Origin of the sequence: Parabacteroides sp. HGS0025 (genome assembly GCF_000969845.1) — a bacterium.
Taxonomy (GTDB): Bacteria; Bacteroidota; Bacteroidia; order Bacteroidales; family Tannerellaceae; genus Parabacteroides; species Parabacteroides gordonii.
Genome location: NZ_KQ033902.1, coordinates 76,850 through 100,493 on the forward strand (window position 1 = coordinate 76,850; position 23,644 = coordinate 100,493).

General features: G+C 40.7%; 15 protein-coding genes. 13 read left to right on the forward strand and 2 right to left on the reverse strand.

What is annotated here, in order from left to right:
* Positions 1-9: 9 nt before the first annotated feature.
* Positions 10-2,544: an alpha-L-arabinofuranosidase C-terminal domain-containing protein gene (locus tag HMPREF1212_RS00280; RefSeq protein WP_052724891.1), complete on the forward strand. Its 2,535-nt coding sequence runs from the start codon at positions 10-12 to the stop codon at positions 2,542-2,544.
* Positions 2,545-2,663: 119 nt separating this feature from the next.
* On the opposite strand, the gene HMPREF1212_RS00285 is transcribed toward HMPREF1212_RS00280, so the two are convergent.
* On the reverse strand, positions 2,664-4,736 hold the full coding sequence (locus HMPREF1212_RS00285) for a glycoside hydrolase family protein (protein ID WP_046148014.1): 2,073 nt from the start codon (positions 4,734-4,736) through the stop codon (positions 2,664-2,666).
* A gap of 130 nt (positions 4,737-4,866) precedes the next feature.
* A complete protein-coding gene (locus tag HMPREF1212_RS00290) occupies positions 4,867-5,958 on the reverse strand; it encodes a GntR family transcriptional regulator (RefSeq protein WP_028728239.1) in 1,092 nt (363 codons plus the stop codon).
* A 517-nt stretch (positions 5,959-6,475) separates the two neighbouring features.
* Between HMPREF1212_RS00290 and HMPREF1212_RS00295 the strand changes: the two genes are divergently transcribed.
* The 12 genes from HMPREF1212_RS00295 (at position 6,476) to HMPREF1212_RS00350 (ending at position 23,621) form a co-directional block, all read left to right on the forward strand.
* On the forward strand, positions 6,476-7,957 hold the full coding sequence (locus tag HMPREF1212_RS00295; protein WP_046148015.1) for a glycoside hydrolase family protein: 1,482 nt from the start codon (positions 6,476-6,478) through the stop codon (positions 7,955-7,957).
* Positions 7,958-8,293: 336 nt separating this feature from the next.
* Positions 8,294-11,494: a SusC/RagA family TonB-linked outer membrane protein gene (locus HMPREF1212_RS00300; protein ID WP_046148016.1), complete on the forward strand. Its 3,201-nt coding sequence runs from the start codon at positions 8,294-8,296 to the stop codon at positions 11,492-11,494.
* Positions 11,495-11,517: 23 nt separating this feature from the next.
* Positions 11,518-13,236: a RagB/SusD family nutrient uptake outer membrane protein gene (locus HMPREF1212_RS00305; RefSeq protein ID WP_046148017.1), complete on the forward strand. Its 1,719-nt coding sequence runs from the start codon at positions 11,518-11,520 to the stop codon at positions 13,234-13,236.
* 95 nt (positions 13,237-13,331) lie between these two features.
* Complete coding sequence (locus HMPREF1212_RS26225) at positions 13,332-14,864, forward strand: glycoside hydrolase family 32 protein (protein ID WP_052349857.1); 1,533 nt, start codon at positions 13,332-13,334, stop codon at positions 14,862-14,864.
* A 9-nt stretch (positions 14,865-14,873) separates the two neighbouring features.
* On the forward strand, positions 14,874-16,037 hold the full coding sequence (locus tag HMPREF1212_RS00315; protein ID WP_046148018.1) for an MFS transporter: 1,164 nt from the start codon (positions 14,874-14,876) through the stop codon (positions 16,035-16,037).
* A gap of 150 nt (positions 16,038-16,187) precedes the next feature.
* Complete coding sequence (locus HMPREF1212_RS00320) at positions 16,188-17,537, forward strand: sedoheptulokinase (protein WP_046148019.1); 1,350 nt, start codon at positions 16,188-16,190, stop codon at positions 17,535-17,537.
* Positions 17,538-17,701: 164 nt separating this feature from the next.
* Entirely contained in the window at positions 17,702-18,637 is a 936-nt protein-coding gene (locus HMPREF1212_RS00325) for a DMT family transporter (RefSeq protein WP_046148020.1), read from the forward strand.
* Between the two features lie 392 nt (positions 18,638-19,029).
* Positions 19,030-20,640: a tetratricopeptide repeat protein gene (locus HMPREF1212_RS00330; RefSeq protein ID WP_046148021.1), complete on the forward strand. Its 1,611-nt coding sequence runs from the start codon at positions 19,030-19,032 to the stop codon at positions 20,638-20,640.
* 194 nt (positions 20,641-20,834) lie between these two features.
* Positions 20,835-21,161 (forward strand): DUF3244 domain-containing protein, encoded by a 327-nt coding sequence (locus tag HMPREF1212_RS00335; protein WP_046148022.1) that lies wholly within the window; start codon positions 20,835-20,837, stop codon positions 21,159-21,161.
* Positions 21,162-21,216: 55 nt separating this feature from the next.
* Positions 21,217-22,206 carry a hypothetical protein gene (locus tag HMPREF1212_RS00340; protein ID WP_046148023.1) on the forward strand — a complete coding sequence of 330 codons (990 nt, stop codon included), beginning with the start codon at positions 21,217-21,219 and terminating at the stop codon, positions 22,204-22,206.
* 53 nt (positions 22,207-22,259) lie between these two features.
* Positions 22,260-22,943 (forward strand): outer membrane beta-barrel protein, encoded by a 684-nt coding sequence (locus tag HMPREF1212_RS00345; RefSeq protein ID WP_082099796.1) that lies wholly within the window; start codon positions 22,260-22,262, stop codon positions 22,941-22,943.
* Between the two features lie 216 nt (positions 22,944-23,159).
* On the forward strand, positions 23,160-23,621 hold the full coding sequence (locus HMPREF1212_RS00350) for a porin family protein (RefSeq protein ID WP_046148025.1): 462 nt from the start codon (positions 23,160-23,162) through the stop codon (positions 23,619-23,621).
* The last annotated feature ends 23 nt before the right edge of the window (positions 23,622-23,644 follow it).

The following is a 23,644-nucleotide window of genomic DNA, read 5'->3' on the forward strand; positions in this document are numbered from 1 at the left end:
TTGAATACAATGAAAAATAAATGGAATAAAAGACAAGGTTGGTTGGCAGGGCTCTCGTTGTGCCTGTCGATGGTTGCTTGTACTAAGTCGGATCAGATTATTATCGATGTCGCACAGGAAGGAGCAGAGGTGCCCTCTTCGTTGTATGGTGTGTTCTTTGAGGAAATCACTCATTCCGGCGATGGAGGATTATATGCGGAAATGGTTGTAAACCGTGGATTTGAAGACGGTAACCTGCCTTCCGGAACCACTTACAAGGATGGATATGCAGTGGCTAAAAGCTTGCCTTGCTATTCGAATGACTCGATCAATAATTTCAAGGTAAAATGGCAGGATGATAAGGCGATGAATGGCTGGCAGATGGTTTGTGCGGCCGGTCAGCCTGTTTATAAGATCGTGGATAACCAACCCCTGCATCCGGCTACGCCCCATGCGTTGCAGTTGGAACTGGGTAAGTCGGCAGGAGACATACAGGTTATTAACAAAGGCTACTGGAATATGGCTCTTACCGAAGGGAGTTCTTATAAACTGGCTTTTCACCTGAAAGCTGATGCAGCCAGCAATGAAGAGGTAACTGTCTCTTTGATCGATGAAAACGAACAGCCGGCAGCTTCGCAAAGCTTTAAGATCACGAAGGATAACCAATGGCATAAATATGAAGGCGCACTTGTGTCTGCTTCGACAGGAAACAAATACCGCCTGGCACTTACCTTTAAGAATAAAGGAAACGTGTACCTGGATTATGTCTCTTTGTTCCCGGAAGAAACATTTATGAACCGTCCGAACGGTATGCGGAAAGATGTAGCCGAAACATTGGCTGATCTTCATCCTGCTTTTATCCGTTGGCCGGGTGGTTGTATTGTGGAAGGTCTGACTATGGAAAACCGGATCAAATGGAAAGAAACGATCGGTGATCCTGTGACCCGTCCGGGTGAATATAATCTCTGGGGTTACCGGAGTACGTATGGTTTCGGATACCATGAATTCCTACAATTCTGCGAGGACGTGCATGCCGACGGTATGTTCGTTTGCAACGCCGGTATGTCCTGCCTGTTCCGTAACGGGGATTTCTACGATGATAACCAGGTGGACGGATTGATCCAGGAAGCATTGGATGCTATTGAATATGCGATTGGCGATGCAGAAACTTACTGGGGAAAGAAAAGGGTGGAGAATGGACATCCGGCTCCTTTCCCTCTGAAATATGTTGAGATAGGAAACGAGAACATCGGTTCCCGCTATGCGGCCAACTACAAACGTTTCTATGCCGCCATCAAAGAGAAATATCCTCAGATCACACCGATCTGTGCCCTGATGTTCAGCCCGTACCTGAAAGAAGCCGGCCCTATCGACATTATCGACCCGCATTACTATGAGACAGCCGACTGGTTCTATCGTAACGGGGATCTGTATGATAAACTTCCGGCGGATTATCCCTATAAGATCTATGTAGGTGAATATGCCGCTACCGGACGTTCTTCTTTATATTCTTCGCTGGCTGAAGCCGCTTACCTGACCGGCGTGGAACGCAATGCCGATAAAGTGCAGCTGGTTTCTTACGCTCCTCTGTTGGAGAATGCAGACGGGCATGGGCGTAATCACCTGATCGTTTTAAAGAATGACTCGGTATATGGCCGTACCAACTATCATATTTTGAAAATGTTCTCCGAGAACCGTCCGGACGTCAATCTGAAAACACAGGTTCTTCCTGCCGAAACACAACCTGTTTTCCAGACACAAGGAATTGTTGGTATCGGAACCTGCAATACGGTAGCCGAATTCAAAGACTTTAAAGTGACTCAGGATGGCAAAACATTCTATTCGACAGACTGGAACGATCTGGCTTCCGCATGGACTGCCTCACAAGGTGAATGGAAGGTGGATAACGGAGTTCTGAAACAGTCGAAGGTAGAAGGCGACTCTTATCTCTGGTTGAATGGAAAAGAGCTTGGCGATTGCACGATCGAGTTAAAAGCACGGAAGATCGAAGGACGCGAAGGTTTCCGTATCTTCTTCGGTTCCAAAGGGGAGGAACAGTATTATATGGCCGATATCGGTAGCCATACGAACGAGTCTGTAATCTTTGGTGAAAGGAATGCTGCCGGGAATGTTTCCCTGTTCGATTACCGTAATTCAACGAGCGTGCATACGGATCACTGGTATGATGTTCGTGTTGAAGTGAAAGGGAACCATTGGAAATGCTATCTGGATAACCAGCTGGAGTATGAATATACGTATCAACCGGTGATCCGTCATTATGCGGTTTCAGGATATGATAAGGCTACTAACGAAATCGTGATCAAATTGGTGAATGGAGAGAATACGCCCTGGAGTACTTCCATCAATCTGGCAAATGTAAAATCAGTACAACCGGAAGGAACGCAGATTACCTTAGGCTCCGTAAATCCGGATGCAGAAAACAGCTTTGCCGATCCGGAGAAAGTAGTTCCGGTAGAAACAAAACTGAAAGGCCTGAATTCTTCTTTCGAAATGGTTTGTCAGCCTAATTCATTTACGATCCTTAGGGTTCCTTGCGAACGCTAATAACAATAAGAATACTCGCTGGCGGAATTAATTTAGTTCATATTTTCTTATATAATGAACCTTCTTTAATTCCGCCGGGAGTATATTTTGAAACCTGCATGAGATTTCAATGAGCATCATTAATATTTGAGAGATGCTATTTTTACATTTTTAATTCCGGTTTGTTCTGAGCGAAGAAGTAATTTCTCTACTTTTAAACCCGGACGGAAAGATATCATGGTACGTTGGCCGGCAATTTCCGTATCTATTTGTGAACCGCCAAATTTGTCCTCATATTTAACAATCATACGAACTGTAAATGGTTTGTCGGTATCGATCAGGTTTTCAATGGCATAATCACGCGCCTGGTTTGGATAACCTCCTTCACGTAATGTCTTTTCTGCTTCTGAGAATTTCTGAAGATTACCTTTCCCATACTGTGCTTTCTTCTCTTTGGGGCTAACCTGGATTTCACAGGCGTGATCGTTTTCGTCGGCACCGAGAAGTAAAGTTCCGAGTTTCCCGGACAGGTCATCTCCTGGCTCTACATCGAATGTCAGCATAAATGAGGGGTTTTCAACACTAAAGGAAGATGGCTCCATTATTTCTTTAGCCAGAGTTTTTGCCTTTTGAGTGGCTGGAATAATTTCTTCCATCCATTTTGTTCCGATACGACCGTCAGGGTAATGGATCATTTCATGAATGTTTAATGTCCCGCCCCAGTTAACCATAGGAATCCAACCAGCCATCAGGAAGCGTCCGCCAGCAATTTCTGTGATGGCCGGTACACACATCCCGTTATAAAAATCCAGTCCTTGTTTGACTACATCCGTATATTCATCCTCACCGGCATTGGATGGTTTTGACCATAAGCCGGTAAATCCACCGATTACATAATCAAAATTTCCCCAGCGGAAAAAGAATGTGCAATCACCTCCCGGAGGAAATCCGGGATTGACAGACCACCAACCACCATCGATTGAGCCGGACTCCCAGGTTCCTTTGGCTCCATAGTTGGCCAACATACGTAAACGTCCTTCCGGATCGGTGTACACACTAGGGTTTTCGCATGGGTGGAATAATATATGTGTCTTTTTGAAGTTGCTTATACCATCCTGGCTGATAGAGTAGGTCGAACCGGCAGGGAATCCGGATAGCGTATCGTAACGGAAGGAGCCTGTTGCACCATGTTCATTATAGTAATCCCATAACTGTGGTAAGGTTGTCTTCTCTTTTGGATAAATACGGGTCGTATGAAGGCCGTAGCTGATACAAAGTTTATCGTTAAAAACAAAAGGTGTACCTGTACCTAATGTTTCCCATTGTTCTTCAATAGGTGTGGCTGCATCATGTTCTGTCCATGTCTTGAAGTCGGTTGTTGAGATATGCTCGAAATAATGGCCTCCCCGGCCGAATTTGCTGGCATGTCCGCGTCTGTCATACAAATAAAATACATGATAACGTCCCTGATAGAAGAAGGTTGCTACATCGCCCACCCAGGAATTATGGCCTTCTGGTGTCCAGTATTGGATTTCCGGTGAGGTGCGTGGTGTATCTAAATTTGTTTTTTGAGGTTCAATTCCCGGAAAATATATTTCCGCTTTTGAAACAAGAGAAGGATCTATTTCCCAGGTCGTTTGTTCTCCCCATTGCGGATAACCTAAAGGAAAGTCATTATCCAGGAGTTCATTGTCGACGTATATAGTCCATCGAACCCCTGAAAAATGAAGGACGATTTCATGTTCTCCTTCAGGCTTATCCAGCATTGCCAACGGAATACCGACCGGCATATAACGGGCTTCTTCCGGTTGAACCGGTAAATGGAGCAGAAGGGAAGCCTCCAATACAGGTACGGAACCATCAGCCATAGGGTAGGCCGGATAGTTTTGTTGTTTGCGGTCTTCCGGATCGTTTTGATATGTATTTACTTCCAATACGCCCGGAATTGTAAGTAACGATTTTTTTGAAGCGACTTTTTTCAGGTCGGTCTGCAGTTTAATAGTGAAACTACTACTATCCCCCGGTGATGTAAAATTACCTTTTGCATTCTGTTGTGTGAGGGTATTTAGTGGAGCTTCCCGGGTTGTAAAACTCCAGGGAGAAGATCGGAGCTCTAGCTGAACCGGCTTTTGTGTTTCAGTACAGCCGACACTAATAATACTGCTGATAATTAGTATGATTGCGGCAAACGAAGTAATAAGTTTTGTATTCATTTTTCCAGAAATTTAAGTGTAACAATTACCTGTCACAATCTTTTCAAAGACTGTGACTGTTAGAATTAATAATTTGTAATTTCTGATGCCTGATGTAAATCAAAAGGATCAGAATGTAATTTGTATAATATTAGAGAAATTGACTGGATTCACGAATCACTATTTCTCCTGTCAGGTTTGCTGTAATGGGAATGTGGTTGTTATCTTTTAATCTCCGCATCAATAACTCGATGCTGATGTTGGCAATCTCCACACATGGTTGCCTGTAAGATGTCAATGAATGTTTGAGATGCTTGGAATATTTCATGTCATCATACGCACACATCAGAATATCCGATGATATTTTGATGCCTAAAGCATCCAAGGAAGACATGAGCACTGCTGCAGTGGAATCATTGGCACATACAATGCCTGTTTTCCCGGGAACGATCTCCATTTGTCTGACAAAGTCCAGATCTTCCGGATTTCCACAAAAAATATTATTCTCCGTAAATGAATACTGATGTTTAAGGACTGTTTCACGAACACCGGAAAGGCGTAAGTCTACAGAACTGGCCGAATCAGGACGATAGAAAAAATGAAGTTTATTGCAGCCCTGATCGATCAGATGTTTTGCCATGATACAACCGGCACTGAAGTTATCCAGGCATACCACATCGAATTCACTTCGTTCGGGAAAAGTCAGAATATCCCTGTCAATAAGTATCAAAGGTATATTGGCTTCCCGTATAGCGGCACAGATTTTTAAATTCAAATTGTATGCATCCGGTACTCTTTCCAGTGGGGAAAAGAAAATGCCATCTACCTTTTTATTTATGTAACTCTCACAGCACGTTTCAATAAGCGTTTTTCTAATTTCCGCGCTACTTGCTGTTGCACCTTCCCAAAGACAATTGAATCTTCCGATTTCGGATTGCTTCAAAAGCTGGTCATTGATGATGGAGAATATTTCCGACTCACCTGCTCCGGGTAGAAGTAGGCCAAATGTATAGGTTGTATTTTTACATTGGTATATAACGACTGTACCGAGCCCTTTCGTTTTTTTTATAAAACCTTCTTCCTGTAACTGATTATATACTTTAGCGATGGTTGGCCTGGAAACAGAATATTTTTGAGCGAGCGTCTGTTCCGTAGGCAACATAGACCCCGGAGGAAATGCTTCTTTGAGTATTTGATCTTTTAATGTATTGTAAATAACTTTGTAGCTTATTTTAGATTCCATAAGGGTAATTTTAAAGTGATGTGCAAATGTAATTATTATTTGCAAATAGTTTGCATTTATAAGTGACAAATGTGAAGTTTTTTTCTGTGGATGCATTTGTAATGTAAAATATAATTCTTGACAGATGTAACTTGTTCTTCTCGAAATGTTAAAGTGGGGAGTATCGATGTTTACATTTGAAGAATGTAATATTTGTAGGATATAAAATTTTATCTCTAAGTGTATATTGATGTCTATGCTTTGATATACAGCTTGTTATATTCTTTTCTGTTTTGAAGTTTGTCTAGTGGTTTATATTCTGGGTTACTCTCGTATGTGCATTGTGTATGAGAGTAAATGTAATAAATATGATAAATTAAAATACGCTAAAATGTAAATTGTTCTTTGTTTGTTATGATCTGATCTCTATATTTGCAACGGGAGACAAGGGATGTTTTGTTAGCTAAATGTAATATGACTATCATACTGCTTTGTTATTTACTTTATAACTAATGTATAAAAATTAAATCATACTCAAATGAAAAAAGGACTTTTAGCAACTTTTCTATTAGTTACGATATCTTCTTTTGCACAGGTTGTAAAAGATTATAATCCGGCCATTCAGCGTACTACCCATATGCAATATTTTAAACCGGTAGAAGAACATCTGTTTTCCGGTGATTGTATGCCTTATTATCATAATGGAACATTCTATTTGTACTGGCTGTTGGACGAAGGGCATCATGCAGGTCTTGGTGGTTTGGGAGGTCATCAGTGGGCATTGAGCACTACAACTGATTTGATAAACTGGAAACACTATCCGGTTGCTTTAGGTATTGAAAACGAGGAATGGGAAAAGTCTATCTGTACAGGATCGGTAATTGCGGAAGGTGATAAATTCTATGCATTTTATGCAACGCGTGTGAAGGAAAACGAGAGAGTACATGAACAACTGAGTTATGCAATAAGTACGGATGGCGGATATACTTATCAAAAGCAGGAACCCAATCCGTTCTATTATGCTCCGGAAGAATGTATAAGCCGCGATTTTAGAGACCCGAAAGTCTTTAAGGATGAAAACGGTCTTTTCCATTTGTTCATTCCCGGTAATTTGAAAGAGCCCTCTTTAGACGGTTTTGGAGGATATCTGGTGCATCTTACTTCAACTGACCTGAAAAACTGGAAGGAAGTGGAATCTCCGTTGAAAGGACAACGCGGAACTCCCGAATGCGCGGATTATTTTAAGTGGAACGATTGGTATTATTTATTATACAGTATTGGTGGCCACACCTATTATCTGATGTCCAAAGATACGTATGGCCCCTGGATATATCCGGAATCACAGGCCTTGATTGAATATTTTGGAAGTGTCTATAAAACAGCCGGTTTTAAAGACGGACGCCGTATTGCAGTGGCCTATTCTCCCTGCCGTAAGGATGATAAAGATAACGGGGATAGGATTTGGGGTGGTACTATTTTACTCAGGGAAGTGTATCAGGAGCCGGATGGAACCTTGGCTACCAAATTTTTAAAAGAAGTTTTACCGGCTATGCACCCGATAGCGACTCCTGCCATACAAATATCTTCACCTGCAAATATTGTTTCCGTATCCAATGGGAATATAACAATGAATGCTTCGGGCGATATCGGCGTAGCTTCTCTTCCTGACCTTCCGGATAATTACCGCATTTCGATGAAGATAGAACCTAAAGGAAATTATGAAGAGTTAGGTTTGTTTTTGCGTGCAACAGACGGTCGGAAGAATGGTTACCGTTTGGAGTTAAATCCGGACAATCAAACAGTTTTAATGCATAACACATCCATTCATGGTGTAGAAGGGTTGGATGAACCTATCTTGCTTGATGTGATTGTGAACGGAGAATTTTTTGATGTGTCTATAAATAACAAACGATGTGTGCTTAATCGTTTGCCAGAGCAAAAGGGGAAAAACCTCTTCTTCTATGTGAAAAACGGTAATGCCGTTATCCGTGATATACAAATTCAGGAAATTAAAAATTAGTGTTTATGGTTTTAAATTAGAAACTTCTACTTCTTTCCATTAGGGTTTTAGACCCGGAAAACTTATTTGAATATAATGTGTGAATCATCCGGATTATCCGGTTGACAGGGCCCCTTTTGTCTTTAAAAGGTGAGTTTTTGATTGGATATTTTTCTGTCAGGGGAAATAATAGCCAGGTTTGGTAAATGTAAATGAGTGACAAATTTATATATATATGAAGAATTTGAATAGTGGATGAATCTGATTTAGGAAAGTATGATAAATACTTTGAGAGCAAAGTGAAAAGGCGAATATTAAAAAGCACCTTAAGTTTAATAACAATTAAAAATCTATTTCATGAATCAAACAACATTTCGTGTGAAAAAAGCAATGTGTTACCTGACACTTGTGTTTTCCCTGTGTGCTATTACCGGACATGCATCTGCCGTGGATAAGGTAGGTACTGTCAATCAGCAGAAAATAGTTGCGACAGGTACTGTTTTAGATGAGACCGGTGAGCCTATGCCCGGCGTTTCTATTGTTGAAAAAGATGGAGATCGTAATGGCACCATAACGAATGCTAATGGACATTTTTCATTAAATGTCGGAAGCCAAGGCACGTTAGTTTTGAGCTTTATCGGATATAAGACGAAGGAAATCCCAATCTCGACAGCGAAAGACATAACGATCAGATTGGTAGAAGATGCACAGAATTTGGATGAGGTAGTAGTAACAGGTTATACCAGCCAGCGCAAAGCTGATTTGACCGGTTCCGTGTCTGTTGTCAAGGTCGACCAGATTCGTTCAAATATCGCAGGTAATGCTATGCGTGCCATTCAGGGAAAAGTAGCCGGTATGGCTATCTCTACCAATGGATCTCCCGATTCCAAGGCAACTATCCGTATACGTGGAGAAGGTACTTTAAACAACAACGACCCGTTGTATATTATCGACGGGACGCCTACAACCCGTTCCATGGAAGAACTGTCCTCGATGGATATTGAATCGATCCAGGTGTTGAAAGATGCTTCTTCTGCTTCTATCTATGGTTCGCGTGCAGCTAATGGGGTTATTATTATTACGACCCGGAAAGGAAAGAAAGGAACAACAGTCGATTTTAAGGCATCCTATACAGTGGCAAGCAGTAAGAAGCCTTATGAACTGATGAATACCGAACAGCGCGGTATTGCTCAATACTGGGCGATCAAAAACGATAATTCGCAAGCTGATCCTAACCAGGTGGGTATCGGATATGTGAATGGTTATGGTGGTTTGTATCAATACCAGGATCATCAGGATTCGAACGGAAATTGGATTTTGGACAATGTTTCCTGGAGAGAGTATCTGGATCCGGTCGAAAAGACTATGCGTTCGGCTGATACGGATTGGCAAAAAGAAATTTTACGTACGGGACAGATCCAGCAATATAATGTCACTTTATCGTCCGGTACAGATAGCGGAAATGCTCTTTTCGCTCTTGACTATTACGATAACAAAGGTACGATAAAAGGAAGTTATTTTAATCGTTTCAATGCCCGTGTAAATACCGATTACAGTTGGTTGGACGGACGTGTGAAAGTCGGAGAGAATTTTACTGTTTCCAAATGGAGGACTAGTTCGAATGTCGGGGACGGCAACCTGGGAGGTTGTAAATCCTTGATGTCTATTGTCCCTGTTCATACGGTCGATGGTATTGGTTGGGGCGGCCCTATAGGTGGTATGAGTGACCGTCAGAATCCTGTCCGCTTAATTGAGGATAATGACCAGAACTATCAGGATAACCTGCGTTTATTCGGTAATGCTTTTATCAGCATTGAAATACTGAAGGGATTGACTTTCCGTTCTTCTTTTGGAGCCGATTTTGTCGGTTACTGGAGAAGAGAAATGAATCTGACTTATAGCTCCGGTTTTATGAGCGAAAATCGAAATAAGGTAACTCAAACTTCAGACTATAATTTCGACTGGAATAACAGTAATATTTTGCAGTATGTCTTTGATATAAATAAGCATGGTTTCGATATTATGCTGGGACAGGAAACAGTAGACCATAGCTATCAGAAACACTGGGGAAGCAGACGCGTATTTGCTTTGGAAACACCGGACTATATGCAATTGGGTGCAGGTGAAGAAGACCGGGATAACGGAGGTTCTTCCAGTTATAATACGCTGATATCCTGGTTTGGTAAATTCAACTATAATTATGGAAACCGTTACCTCGCTTCTGTTACTCTCCGCCGCGATGCTTCTTCCGTATTCGGAGCGAATAACCGTTGGGCAACATTCCCTGCATTCTCATTGGGATGGGTACTGAATAATGAAGCATTCCTGAAAGAGGCATTATCCAATTTCTCTATTTTGAAACTTCGTTACGGTTGGGGACAAAACGGTAACTCACGTATAGATGATTATGCAGCTTACCTGATGTACGAGGCTCTCTATGACCATTATGCGGAAGATTGGAACTGGGGTACGGCTTATGACTTTACAGGGCAAGGCGGAAATAATCTACCTTCAGGTTTTCGCAGGACTCAAAGAGACAATCCTAACCTGAAATGGGAAACAACCGCACAGCATAACTTTGGATTGGATTTTGGTTTCTTTGATTCTAAGTTCGGCGGATCGTTTGATTACTATATAAAGAAGACATCCGATATCCTGATGAAGCCGGGTACTGTTGCTACTTTAGGTGAAGGAGCCCAGATGTGGTTGAATGGTGCTGATATTGATAACAAAGGGTTTGAATTAACCTTGAACTATACCGATAAATTTGGTGATGTAGGCTTTGACGTAAGTGGAGTATTCTCACATAATAAGCAGAAAATAATCCATGTTCCCGATGAAGTAATAAACAATTTTGCCGGTAACGGTACAGACCAGAATATTCTTGGCCGTCCCAAATCTTCTATGTATGGTTATATCGCTGACGGACTTTTCCAGTCTCAAGCTGAAGTCGATGCACATGCTACGCAGGTAGGTGCTGCTCCCGGCCGTATTCGATACAAGGATATCAATAAAGACGGAAAGATCGATAGTGAAGATAGAACATGGTTAGGCGACCAGAATCCGGCCCTTGAATATGGTGTTAACGTTGCCTTAAACTGGAAAAACTTCGATTTCTCTGTATTCTTCAATGGAGTATTTGGAAAAAAACTGGATGTCAGCGGATGGAAGTCATGGACTGATATCTATGCATTAAGTACTTCCGGTGAGAATTACGGAACACGTATGTTGGATGCCTGGACTCCGACGAATACCGGTTCTACCATCCCGGCGATGTCAATTAATAACTATAATGACGAAGGACGTTTTTCTACCTATTATGTGGAAAGTGGTTCTTATATGAAAATCCGGAATATCGAATTAGGATATACTATACCCAAGAATGTGCTGGCAAAAGTGAGAATGAGCAGGGCGAGACTTTCATTGAGAGCCGATAATGTGCTCACCTTGAAGAAAACCTGGGGTGACAATGCCTATACCGGCCTTGATCCTGAAACTCCCGGTAATGGTTATCCGTTACCATTCTCTATGACGTTCGGGGTAAATGTTTCTTTTTAATAACTTCTAAAATATAATGAAATATGAAAGCGATAACAATAGCCATTTTCGGTTTATCTCTACTCTTCTGTACCTCATGTGATTCCATGCTCGATACGAAGCCACAGGGAGTTGTATCCGATGAAGATTTAAATACACCTGAAAGAGTTGAGCAGATGGTGAATGCGGCTTATTCTTTTTGCGGACAAAACCATTTCAATAAACAGATGGGTATGCCCTATGAAGAAGGATCTGTTCGTGGTGGGGAAGCGTATAAAGGAGGTTCCGGTACAAATGACAATGCGGAAAGAAACCGCTGGGAAACATTCACATATATGCAGTCAACCAATGTGGGAGACCTGGATAACCTCTGGTGGGTTCATTATGTAGCGATAGGCAGGATCCATGATGCTTTGAGAAGAGTAAAAGCCTTGACGCCGGAAGAATACCCGTTAAAAGACCAGCGGATCGCAGAGTTGCGTTTCTTACGGGCGCATATCTACATGTACATGAAGCAATGTTTCAAATTCTTCCCTTATATCGATGAGGATACTCCACAGGATATGTATGACAAAGTAAGCAACGATGAATTGACCGATCAGGAACTTTGGGGTAAATTGATAGAGGATCTTCGTTACGGAGTGAGTACTTTACCTGAAAAACAGGATGAAGTAGGACGCCCGAATAAATTCGCCGCAAAGGCTTATTTGGCGAAAGTATTGATTTTTGCCGCTTATGAACAGGATGATAAGCACAATGTAGTGAATATTAATCGTGAGAAACTAACGGAAGTAGCAAGTCTGTGTAAAGATATCATAGATAACTCCGGTAAGAGTTTGGCATCTGATTTTGCGGAAAACTTCTTGTGTGAGTTCGAAAATGGCCCCGAGTCTATATGGGCAATCCAATATACAGCAGATACTCCTCAGGGACGATTGAATTCCTGGTTGGTGTCTCCCGTTAATTCGGACTATGGCTGTTGCGGATTCCTGCAACCGTCTGTGAATATGATGAACCGGTATAAAACAGTGAACGGAGTGCCCGATTTCGAAAAGTTCAACAATGGTGAAACACTGGATAATAAAGAAGCTTTTGCAAAGATACCGATGGATCCACGTTTAATGCATACGGCTTGTGTTCCGGGGATGCCCTGGAAATACGAACCTTCTTATGTGATGCAGGAGAATTGGACACGTACGCCCGAGGTTTATGGTTATTCCATGAGTCAGAAACTACTTGTTTTACCGACATGCGATTGCTTTAAAAAGACCAACCCGTTTATGGGAGCAGGCTTGAACTGGGATGTGCTTCGTTTGGATGAAGTGATGCTGTGGAGAGCGGAAGCGCTGATTCAATTAGGAGAAGGAATGGACGAGGCTCTAAACCTGATCAATCAGATCCGTATGCGTGCTGCTGCAAGTACAGGCAGATTGAAGTTTGAAGATGGAACTCCTACCGGTAAGTTTGATGTTCAACCTTATCGACCGGGAGTGAATTGTCCGGCATGGACAAAAGACTTTGCGATGCAGGCTCTTCGCTGGGAACGTCACCTTGAATTCTCGACAGAGGGTAAATGGTTCTTCGATCTTGTACGCTGGGGTATTGCCGCAGAATACATGAACGAATATTTCGAAGTGGAGAAGACACGCCGTTCTTATTTGAAGGATGCGAAGTTTACAAAGAACCGGGATGAATATTTCCCGATCCCTCAGGTACAGATCAGTTATGTGAAAGGATTATACAAGCAGAATACCGGATGGTAATATACCCGGTGATTGTAGGGGCTGTGCTCAGTTTCCTGAGTATGGCTCCTTTCTGCAATTTTAAAATCGCCTGGCACATTTAATGTAATAGTAAAATGAAACAGTTTGCTTTTTTGATTATAGGAATAATAACCGGACTTCTGTCCTCTTGCGGAGAGGGAAACGTTCCTGGCGGTGAGGAGATACATTTTTCACAGGAACAGAACTGGACGGGAGAACCGGCCGGTTTGGTGTATCATAACGGAAAATACCATCTGTTTTATCAATGTAACCCGTCGGATGTCGTTTCAGGGAATATCAGTTGGGGACATGCCGTCAGTACAGACCTGATCCGTTGGGAGGAATGCCCGGTCGCAATAGCCGCAGATGAGAACGGCCAGGTTTATTCCGGCAGTGTCATTGTCGACAAGGATAATACTTCCGGATTAGGCACTGCGGATCACCCGGTTTTTATCGCCTACTACACCCGTTATAAACCGAAACAAGGTACAGACAGCAATTCCTCTCCCTATTCGGTTGGAACGGCATACAGCAGAGACGAAGGGATGACCTGGACGGATATTGCTATGGAGTGGGAAGATGGTTCCGATAATAAGCGTTACCCCAATGTCTGCTGGAATAAACAAATAGATGCATGGGTAATGACTGTTTCTACAGGGCGTACAATCCGGTTTTATTTTTCGCCGGATGCTATCCACTGGAAAAGCCTGAATGAGTTCGGCGGGGAGATGGAGATAACGGGAAGTTGGGAAAACTCAACGCTTAGCCCGCTGAAGATAGAGGGCTCGAATGATACGAAGTGGGTATTATTTATCAATGTAAACGAAGGAGTGTCGGATGGGGCACCGGGCACACGCTATTTTATTGGCGATTTCAATAACTCCGGTTTTCATATGACACAATCGAAAGAGCTCTGGGTCGATTATGGGAAAGATAATTATGGCGGCATCTTATGTAATAACCTGCCGGATGACCGTACTGTCATGGTCGGTTGGATGAATTGTTGGTTATATGCAAATCTGACACCACAAACCGGGAAGCGTGGAAGCATAACGTTCCCCCGTGAATTGACATTGACTTATGAAGGTAACAATTATACGCTTTGCTCAAAGCCGGTGCGTGAACTGACCGGTTTATACGGCAAGACACGGAAAATCGAGAATACGGAAATAGCAGGTATTCAAACTATTTTCAATAAAAAATCAGTCTCCCGATATCCTTTCGTTATTCATTTGGTTTTCGATGCATCCGACCGTTATGCGATGTGGCATCCCCGTGAATATGGCATTCGTTTGAGAACAGCTTCCGGCGGAGAAATAACCTTTGCTTATCGGGCTGAGATGAATTACTACTATGTGGATCGTTCCCGATTGTCGGATATTTCTTTTTCGGAAGATTATACAAGCCAGTTAGGGGCCGCTTACCGGGTAAATCCTCCAGCCGATGAGTGGTACCTTCTTGTCGATCGGGGCTCGGCTGAATGGTTTGCAGGAGACAATAAAGTCGCTATGACCTCTCTCTGTTTTACGGATGAGGCTATAGAATCGATTGATTGTTATACGGAGTCAGGGCATATTAATCTGAAAGAAGCCTCTTTGATAAGTATTGAAAAGAAAACAAATAAATAAACAAATACCATGAAAAATGAAAATGTGATAGCAAGAATTATCCCGGTGATGCTGGTCTTCTTTACGATGGGTTTTATAGATCTTATCGGGATAGCTACGAATTATGTGAAGAGTGATTTTGACCTTTCCGATACGGCAGCCAATGCCTTTTCGGTGATGGTCTTTCTGTGGTTCCTGGTCTTTTCTGTTCCTACAGGAATACTTATGAATAAAATCGGCCGGAAAAAGACGGTGCTGCTGAGCCTGATAGTCACCTTTGTTGCTTTATGTGTTCCTTTTATCGCTTACAGCAGCGTTTCCATGCTGTTATGTTTTTCTCTTCTCGGACTGGGGAATACATTGATGCAAGTATCATTAAACCCTTTACTAACCAATATCGTAAGCGGGAATAAACTACCCAGCTTCCTGACATTGGGACAATTCGTAAAAGCTATAGCTTCTTTTGCTGCTCCGATTATTGCAGCTCAGGCATTGATTCATTATGGCAATTGGAAACTGCTTTTCCCGCTCTTTGCTGTTATCACCCTGATTGCTGTCTTTTACCTTTACTTTACCGAAATCAAAGAACATGCCATCGAAGGTAAGCCTTCCTCTTTTAAAGAGTGTATCGGAATGTTGGGGGATCTCATCATTCTGATCCTGTTTTTGGGTATATTGGTTCATGTTGGGATCGATGTAGGAGTGAATATTACAGCTCCGAAACTATTGATTGAACGTACCGGTATGGAGCTGGCTGAAGCTGGTTATGCAACCAGTTTATATTTCCTGTTCCGTACTTGCGGATGTTTTGCAGGTACTTTCATCCTGGCCAGGTTCTCTTCCAGGAATTTCTTTATCATTAGCGTCTGTCTGATGCTTTTAGGTATTCTTGGCCTTTACTTCAGCTTTAATGCGATGACAATTTATATATGTGTGGCATTTATCGGCTTAGGAAACTCGAATGTATTTCCGATCATCTTCTCACGTGCCTTAATGTATAAGCCGGCACGCAACAATGAGATTTCCGGATTGATGATCATGGGAATAGCCGGAGGTGCTGTTTTCCCATTGCTGATGGGGCTTGCTTCCGATAATCTCGGTGGCCAGGTCGGAGCTGTCGTTGTGTTGACGGTTTGTGTGGCTTACCTTGTATTTCTTATGTTGAAGTTTAAATCTATACATGAAAAGATATAATCCTGTCGAAATATAGATATTGGACGAACATTCATGCTAAAATACGTAACTTTGCTGTTAATTCGCTGTGTCCTAAAATTCTATAATAAAATTTAAAGATAGGATTTTCCTGAATATACATTTAATGATTAGTAATTAAAGAAATAAAATATGTGCTTTATTGGAATAGACATCGGAACCAGTTCTATCAGCAGTGTAGCTTATGATCTGAAAAAGAACAAAATAGAATCGCTCACAATCGCCAACGACTCAGTGATTGTCTCGGAGGTTCTTTGGGAGAAAACCCAATCTCCGGACAGAATCATCGAGATTGTGGAAGAAATAATGGAGGATTTCTCTTCCCGTTACCCGGATATTAAAGGAATTGGTGTTACGGGGCAAATGCATGGAATACTTTATTTGAATGAACAAGGCGAAGCGGTCAGTCCGCTTTATACCTGGCAAGATGGAAGAGGAAATCAGTTATATCGTGAGAATAAGACCTATGCTGCTTATTTGTCGGAAGAAACAGGCTATGCGCTGGCAACAGGTTTCGGTCTGGTAACGCATTTCTATAACCAGGTAAATGGGCTGGTTCCCGACAATGCGAAACGGATCTGTACGATCATGGACTATGTCGTCATGAAGTTATCCGGACAGAAAACGCCTCTTACTGATTACTCGAATGGCGCAAGCATCGGCTTTTTCGATACGAAAAACCTGTGTTTTGATCATGCCGCTCTGGAAAAAGTGGGGATCGATCTTTCTATTTTACCGGAATTGTCGGAATCTGCCACTTGCTGTGGTTATAATAAGCGGCAGATACCTGTATATTCAGCGATAGGAGATAACCAGGCCGCTTTCCTCGGATCGGTAAAGGATATCCATCATTCTATTCATATAACCGTAGGGACAAGCAGCCAGATCTCTGTCTACTCCGATAAGTTTATAAAAATACCGGAACTGGATACAAGGCCCTTCCCCGGCGGTGGATATATATTGGTGGGAGCCGCTCTTTGTGGCGGTCAGGCATTTGTTATGTTGAAAAACTTTTTTGAACAGACTCTGCGGGCTTTTCTACCGGCATTATCAGATGAACAACTCCAGGCCGGCGGTTTGGATCTTTACCGGGTGATGACTTCTGTTTCCTATAAAGAAGACGTTTGTGATCTTCCCATTGTTGAAACTCTATTTGACGGACCCCGTTTTGCTCCGTGGAAACGTGGTCATATTGAAAATATATCTCTTTCTAATTTTACTCCGGAAAATTTGATATTGGGTTTTCTGAAAGGTATCAGTCGTGAACTGCATGATTTTTATCAAAGGCTACCGGAGAATATCCGTCATGGGAAAGATGTTATCGTTGGTTCGGGAAATGCCCTTAAGAGAAATCCGCTCCTATGTCAGGCATTTGAAGAATTATTCGGATGCAAGTTATCTTTTTCTTTGTATCAGGAGGAGGCCGCTTTTGGCGCTTGTCTAAGTGCTGTTAAAGGAGAAGACAGATGTGAAATCGCTTAAAGAAAAATGAAGCAGAAGGACTGATTCTTTTAAAAGAAGGAAAAGTATAAATTGTTGCCAAGATGTTTTTCTGAAAATATCGTTTAATGGTGTTGTGTATGTAAAAAGTACATTCTACATTTGCCGCCCATTATCGATATATTAATCAGCAAATATCTACTTATATGAATGCAAAGGTGAAAGGATACATGCTGGGAGCCATAGCGGCTGCCACTTATGGTATGAATCCTCTTTTTGCTCTTCCTCTTTATAAAGCGGGGATGGATCCTGACTCTGTTTTGTTTTTCAGATACCTGTTTGCCATTCCGGTGCTGGGTATTATGTTGAAGGCGAGAGGCCGGAATTTTAAGCTATGCCGGAGAGATTTGGTGCCGTTGGTTGTCCTGGGATTTCTGGTAGCTTTCTCTTCGCTTGCTTTGTTCCAAAGTTATAATTACATGGAAGCCGGCATTGCATCGACCTTGTTGTTTGTCTATCCGATCATGGTCGCGCTGATCATGTCGCTGCTTTTTAAGGAGAAATTGACCTTGCAAACCGTCCTTTGCATAATGCTCGCATTAGGAGGTATAGGGTTGCTTTATCAAACCGGTAGCGGTGCGACACTCAATACGGTGGGTGTCCTTCTGGTCATGGGATCGGCACTCAGCTACGCTATTTATATCGTAGGCGTGAACCGTCCGAGGTTGAAAGATATAGCGACTCTTAAGCTGACCTTTTACGTTTTGCTTTTCGGTGTGTCGCTTTTTCTGATCCGTGTGGATTTCGGGCGGAGCCTGCATATAGCCAATGACTGGTATCTGTGGGGTAACCTGGTCGCTTTGGCTATCTTTCCCACTGCCATATCCTTTCTGTGTACCACGCAGGCCATACAATATATCGGTTCTACTCCGACAGCCATACTCGGTGCTCTCGAGCCTTTGACAGCTGTCTTTTTCGGTGTTACCATCTTCGGCGAAGTGCTGACACCCCGGCTGGGTTGTGGCATTGTGATGATCATTCTGGCCGTCACGCTCATTATTGCCGGAAGCAATGTCACGACTTATCTGATCCGTTTCAGAAAGCTGTTTCCCCGGCTTCCGCTCAAGAAAAAAAATGGTTGAATGTATTTGTAAATACAGGGAATTTGTATATCTTTCCTCTCTCGAAATAGACCTTAGTTATCAGGGGCTTATCCCATTCTACTTTAAATAATCTCCTATTCAAATTAATGGCTGATAATTGTCAGCCATACGGTCGATAATTATCAACCATACGGCTGACAGTTATCGGCCATTCGGCTGATGGCTATCAACCGTTGATTAGTCGCCGTACTAATTTAAATTAGTACGGCGACTAATCCAAAATAGATCGGCAGGAAAGTTTAATTTCTTCAGTAGATAATTTAGAATGGGCATTAACAGTCAATAATCTTTCAGAGAATCCCCTCTCATAATTTACATACTTATTATTTTTATTTGTATTTTGCACTCCAAACGACACACAAGTATTAATTATGAAAAACGCCGTATTACTATTCCTTCTTTCCTGTCTGTTCTTTGGTTGTAATAAAGACAGCGAAGCCCGCTTAAAGATAAAAGAAGCAGAAGAACTGATTATGTCCGAAAAACCGGATAGTGCTTTCGTTCTTTTGGAGAGCATTACGAATCCGGATGTGCTGAATGATAAGGCCTTTGCTCATTTCTGTTTGATTTATGCCCGATTGTCTGAACAGTTGGGTGAAGATATGCCGTTTGTCCCGCAGATGGAACGGACTAATGCGTATTTTGAAAAGCATGGCTCTCCGGATGAAAAGATGAATTGTTTGTTGTATTTGGGGATGTCTTATGAAGAGGAAACAGATTTCGAATGGGCGATGAAATCGTATTTACAAGCGGTGGAGATAGCGAAAAAAGCGAAAAAATATTTGTTGGTGGGGAAATTGTATAATAAGATTGCTGAATTACATGATTTTGATGATAATTATGATGAGGCAGAACGTTTTCTTTTACTGAGTGGTAAATCTTACCTACAGGGAAATGATAGCGTAAAATATATTTATTCGATTCGGAATATTGGAAGGCTTTATATGTTAAAAGAAGAATATGAAGAGGCCTCGAAATATTTTCAGAAAGCTTATCAACAGGCTTTGCCTATGAATGATTCTTTATTGTTGAGTTCTTTGACAAATCGGTTGGGGAATAATTATAAAGAAATGAAGAACTATTCGTTGGCAGAAGATTATCTGTTTAAATCGATTGCTTATGATGAAGCAGGCAGTGCACCGACTTATTTGGCATTGGCTGATTTGTATACAGAAAAAGGAGAATACGCTAAAGCACGTGAATATATAGAAATGGCTATTTTGCATAGAACGACTGATCGCCCACTGACCGGTGGTATATTATACGAATCGTATGTGCTGGAAAAAGAGTTGGGTAATTATTCTTTGTCGTTAGACTATTATGAACGTTTTAACCATTTTGCTGATTCCGTTGCTGAATTACAGGCTAAAACAGATGTTCTAAAAGCAGAGAAGCGATATGAATATGCAGAGATATTGAATGAAAATACGAAATTAGATTTGGGATATTATCGATATTTCATTTGTAGTATTTTGGTGTTTTTGATATTTGTTATTCTTATTGCTAAGTATAAATATAGTCTTACTAAAAAAAATGAGAAGTTGAGAAATAAACAAATGGAAATAAATAATGTATTGCAGGAGAAAGAATATGCAGTGCAGGGGTTAAGTGAAAAAATATCAGGTATCCGAAAGGGTATATTGGAGAATTCGGAGGTATATAAAAAAATGATTCAAAATGCCCAATCGATAGAGGACGCTAAAAAGAATCTGTTGACGGATCAGGAATGGCTGGCATTGTATGAGTTATTACGAATGGCTTATCCGTTTTTTATGGATGGTTTGCAAAAGAAATTTCTTGGTTTGACTGAGACGGAAAAGCGTTTTTGTTGTTTACTGAAATTAGGTTTGAATAATCAGCAGTTGGCTGTATTCTTAAATATACAACCAACATCTGTTGATCGTAAGCGTTATAGGATCCGAATAAAGGGAAATTTGGAAAATACAGAAACAACCTTGGAAGAAGTCATTTTCGGGCTTTAAGTATTACTTCGGGATGGGTGAAATACCCCCTGTACATATATAATTATATGTACAGGGGGTATTTATTGTTTGATAATCTGTTAGTTATCGTGCTTTGTGGAATGGGCTCGCTGTACATGTATTTGCTGTTTAAAATTTGCTCCTTCGTTCATAGACTCCATACCTTTGCTGTCGGAAATAAAACAATTAGAATAATGAAAAAACTTTTATTCATCACGGCGTTGTTATGTGTAACAGTGGCTGGTTTTGCAAAAAGAGAGAAGATTTGTTTAGATGATCGCTCTCGTTCTATATTCCCTCTAATCGAAGCGTATATCGATGAACGGATATTAGAGTTTGAGATTTCAGAAGACTTGGGAACATTGGATATATTAATAGAAGATATTTCCGGTAATGTGATATTCAGTTCAGTAATTGATGGAAGTAATGGTACTTTTCTTTTGGAATTGGAAAAAGGAGATTATCTTCTTATTATTACTAATAAAGAACATATACTTAAGGGATATTTTTGTGTTGAGTAATATTTGAGATTATAATACGGTATTAATTATATTATTAACAATTAACAATTTGAAAATGAAAAAAAAATTATCTATTTGGGGGCTGTCATTACTCTTGTTTACGGGTTGTAGTAATGAAGATGTGACTATTGAAAACATGCCAGGTCAATTGAAAACCCGCTCAGCAGAGGTTATGACAATTGAAAATGACATTCTTGTTTTTCCTGATTATGATTCGTATTTTGATGTATTCAAAGAATTGTATCAATTAAATTCAGATGAGTTAATACAATGGAATGAAAGTCTGGGCTATAAATCTTTACTTACTAAAGATTTTAATACGAAGAATTCAGTGGAGGTTATAGATGATAGCGAAGAAGAATTGGAAGAGAAAGGTGGACTTGATGATGTTAGAAAAACTTTATATTCAGATAAAGGTCTACTTATAATAGGTGACACTCTTTATAAAGTAATTGATGATTATATTTATCAAATACCGGAGAATTCCCAAATCACTTTATCTGACGTGGAGTCTAATCCGGAAAAATATCAGGATATTCGTTTTAAACATACTGTTCGTTTTAATGTTGTACCGTCTACTACAATGGCATCAACAAAAGATATTAACTATGATGATGCAGTGCATCAGGGTAATGATGAGTCAAGATCAGTTTTGGTCAAAGTGTCGAGTAAAAGAAGAGAGCATGTGAAGTTTGAATTTAGTTTATCTCGAGATAATAGGTATGCATATTTAAATATGTATATGACTGGAAGAGCTCAGAAAAAGAAAATAGGTATTTGGGGAAATACATTTGATGATGAAATGCTTTGGGGAACAGGTTATGCACAGGTTATTATAAATGACGGTGGACAAATGCCGAATATATTTATCCCAAGATTTGAAAATGTGAAAAAAGCATCTAATCCGGCTCTTTATCCACTTACAGCACTGGATTATTTTCATAGTTGTCAAATAACGGCATATTATGATTTTTATAAAAACGATACTGCTAAAGATCAGCATTATAAGGCTAGTTTTAGTTTGTCAACTAATGATCTGAAATGATATATAATTGAGGAGGAATTTTGACACCTCCTTTTTATTCATAAATTTGTTCTATGAAAAGAGATGTATTATTGTTATTTGCGCTGTTGTTAACGACAGTGACGATGAGCGCCCAGTTTCGTATAACACCAGAAGTGGGAGTGTCGATGTTTAAGACAGAATATAGGAAAGCAACAAGTTCACCTCGTATAGGAGTAGGGGTGGATTATTCGTTTTCTAATATCAAAGGTTGGGGACTAAGTTCTGGTTTGTATTTTTATCAGAAAAAGGAAACTGGAAGTAGTGGGAGTATGTGGCTAAAAAACAATGACTTCCTGGTTTTTGACTTGGATAGACCTATGTATGATAAAGTGGAAATAGCAGATATTGAGAAGTTTAGTATTGGGGAGTCTAGTATTCGAAGATGTTATATGCAATTACCACTTTTAGCTACATATACTTGGAAGTTTGCGCAAAACTCAAGTCTTTCTTTGGGTGTAGGTCCTTATGTAGCTTGGAATATAGCAGGTAAACATAAAATAAATCTCCAGGAATATGATATGAAAAAAGAGGAGTTCTCTTTTACGGAATATGAGGCTAGCCTTAATAATCGTTTCGAAGTTGGTCTTTCAACGATGCTTTCATTGGAAGTTAATCACTGGTTGGTAAAGATGAACTACGAAACCAATTTGAATCGGAGAGATCGTAATAAAGATCATCTGATCTCTTTGGGTGTAGGTTATAAATTCTCATTATAACTTTATTATATTTCGCTAAATAAGAAAGTTAATCTCATTTGAATGGTGGTGCATATCCTGTTTAGAGTGTATGTCGGCTATAAATTCCATTTATAATCAGTGCGATTCTAGTAGCGAGACGTTTAAAATCTTACCTTTGTGAGAATTTGATTATAATAAAAATAACAACACTTCGTTTTAACTGAAGTGTTGTTATTTATTTAATATAGAAAGGTTATGAAAAAAGTATTGTTGCTGTCGGTGTTGATGATTTTGTTGTGTACTGCTGGGAATGCAAAAGGGATCGAGTTGGAACCTCGTATTGGAGCCAGTTATTCGGATGTATGGGGGCTTCATTTGGGGGCAATGGCGTCTTTTAAGATGTCGGATCTGTTTTATATTCAACCGGGGGCTTTGATTAATACCGTTAGTGGTACTTATAAGAAAACCGGCGATTGGAATTTTGGCTTGGATATCCCTCTGTATGCCTCTTTTCGGATACCTGTAAATAATACTTTGAAAGTTCGTTTGAATGCAGGGCCTTTTATCGGATTTGCTTCTCCTCTAAATCTAGGAACAGCAGTAGAAGGTGGTATCGAATATCATAAATATTATGTCGGCGTTTCCTGGCTTCAAAACTTTATCAATCAAAATTGTGCCCGTCTGCATTTCTCTATCGGCTATAAATTTGCATTGTGACCATAAAAATAATAAATTCGCTG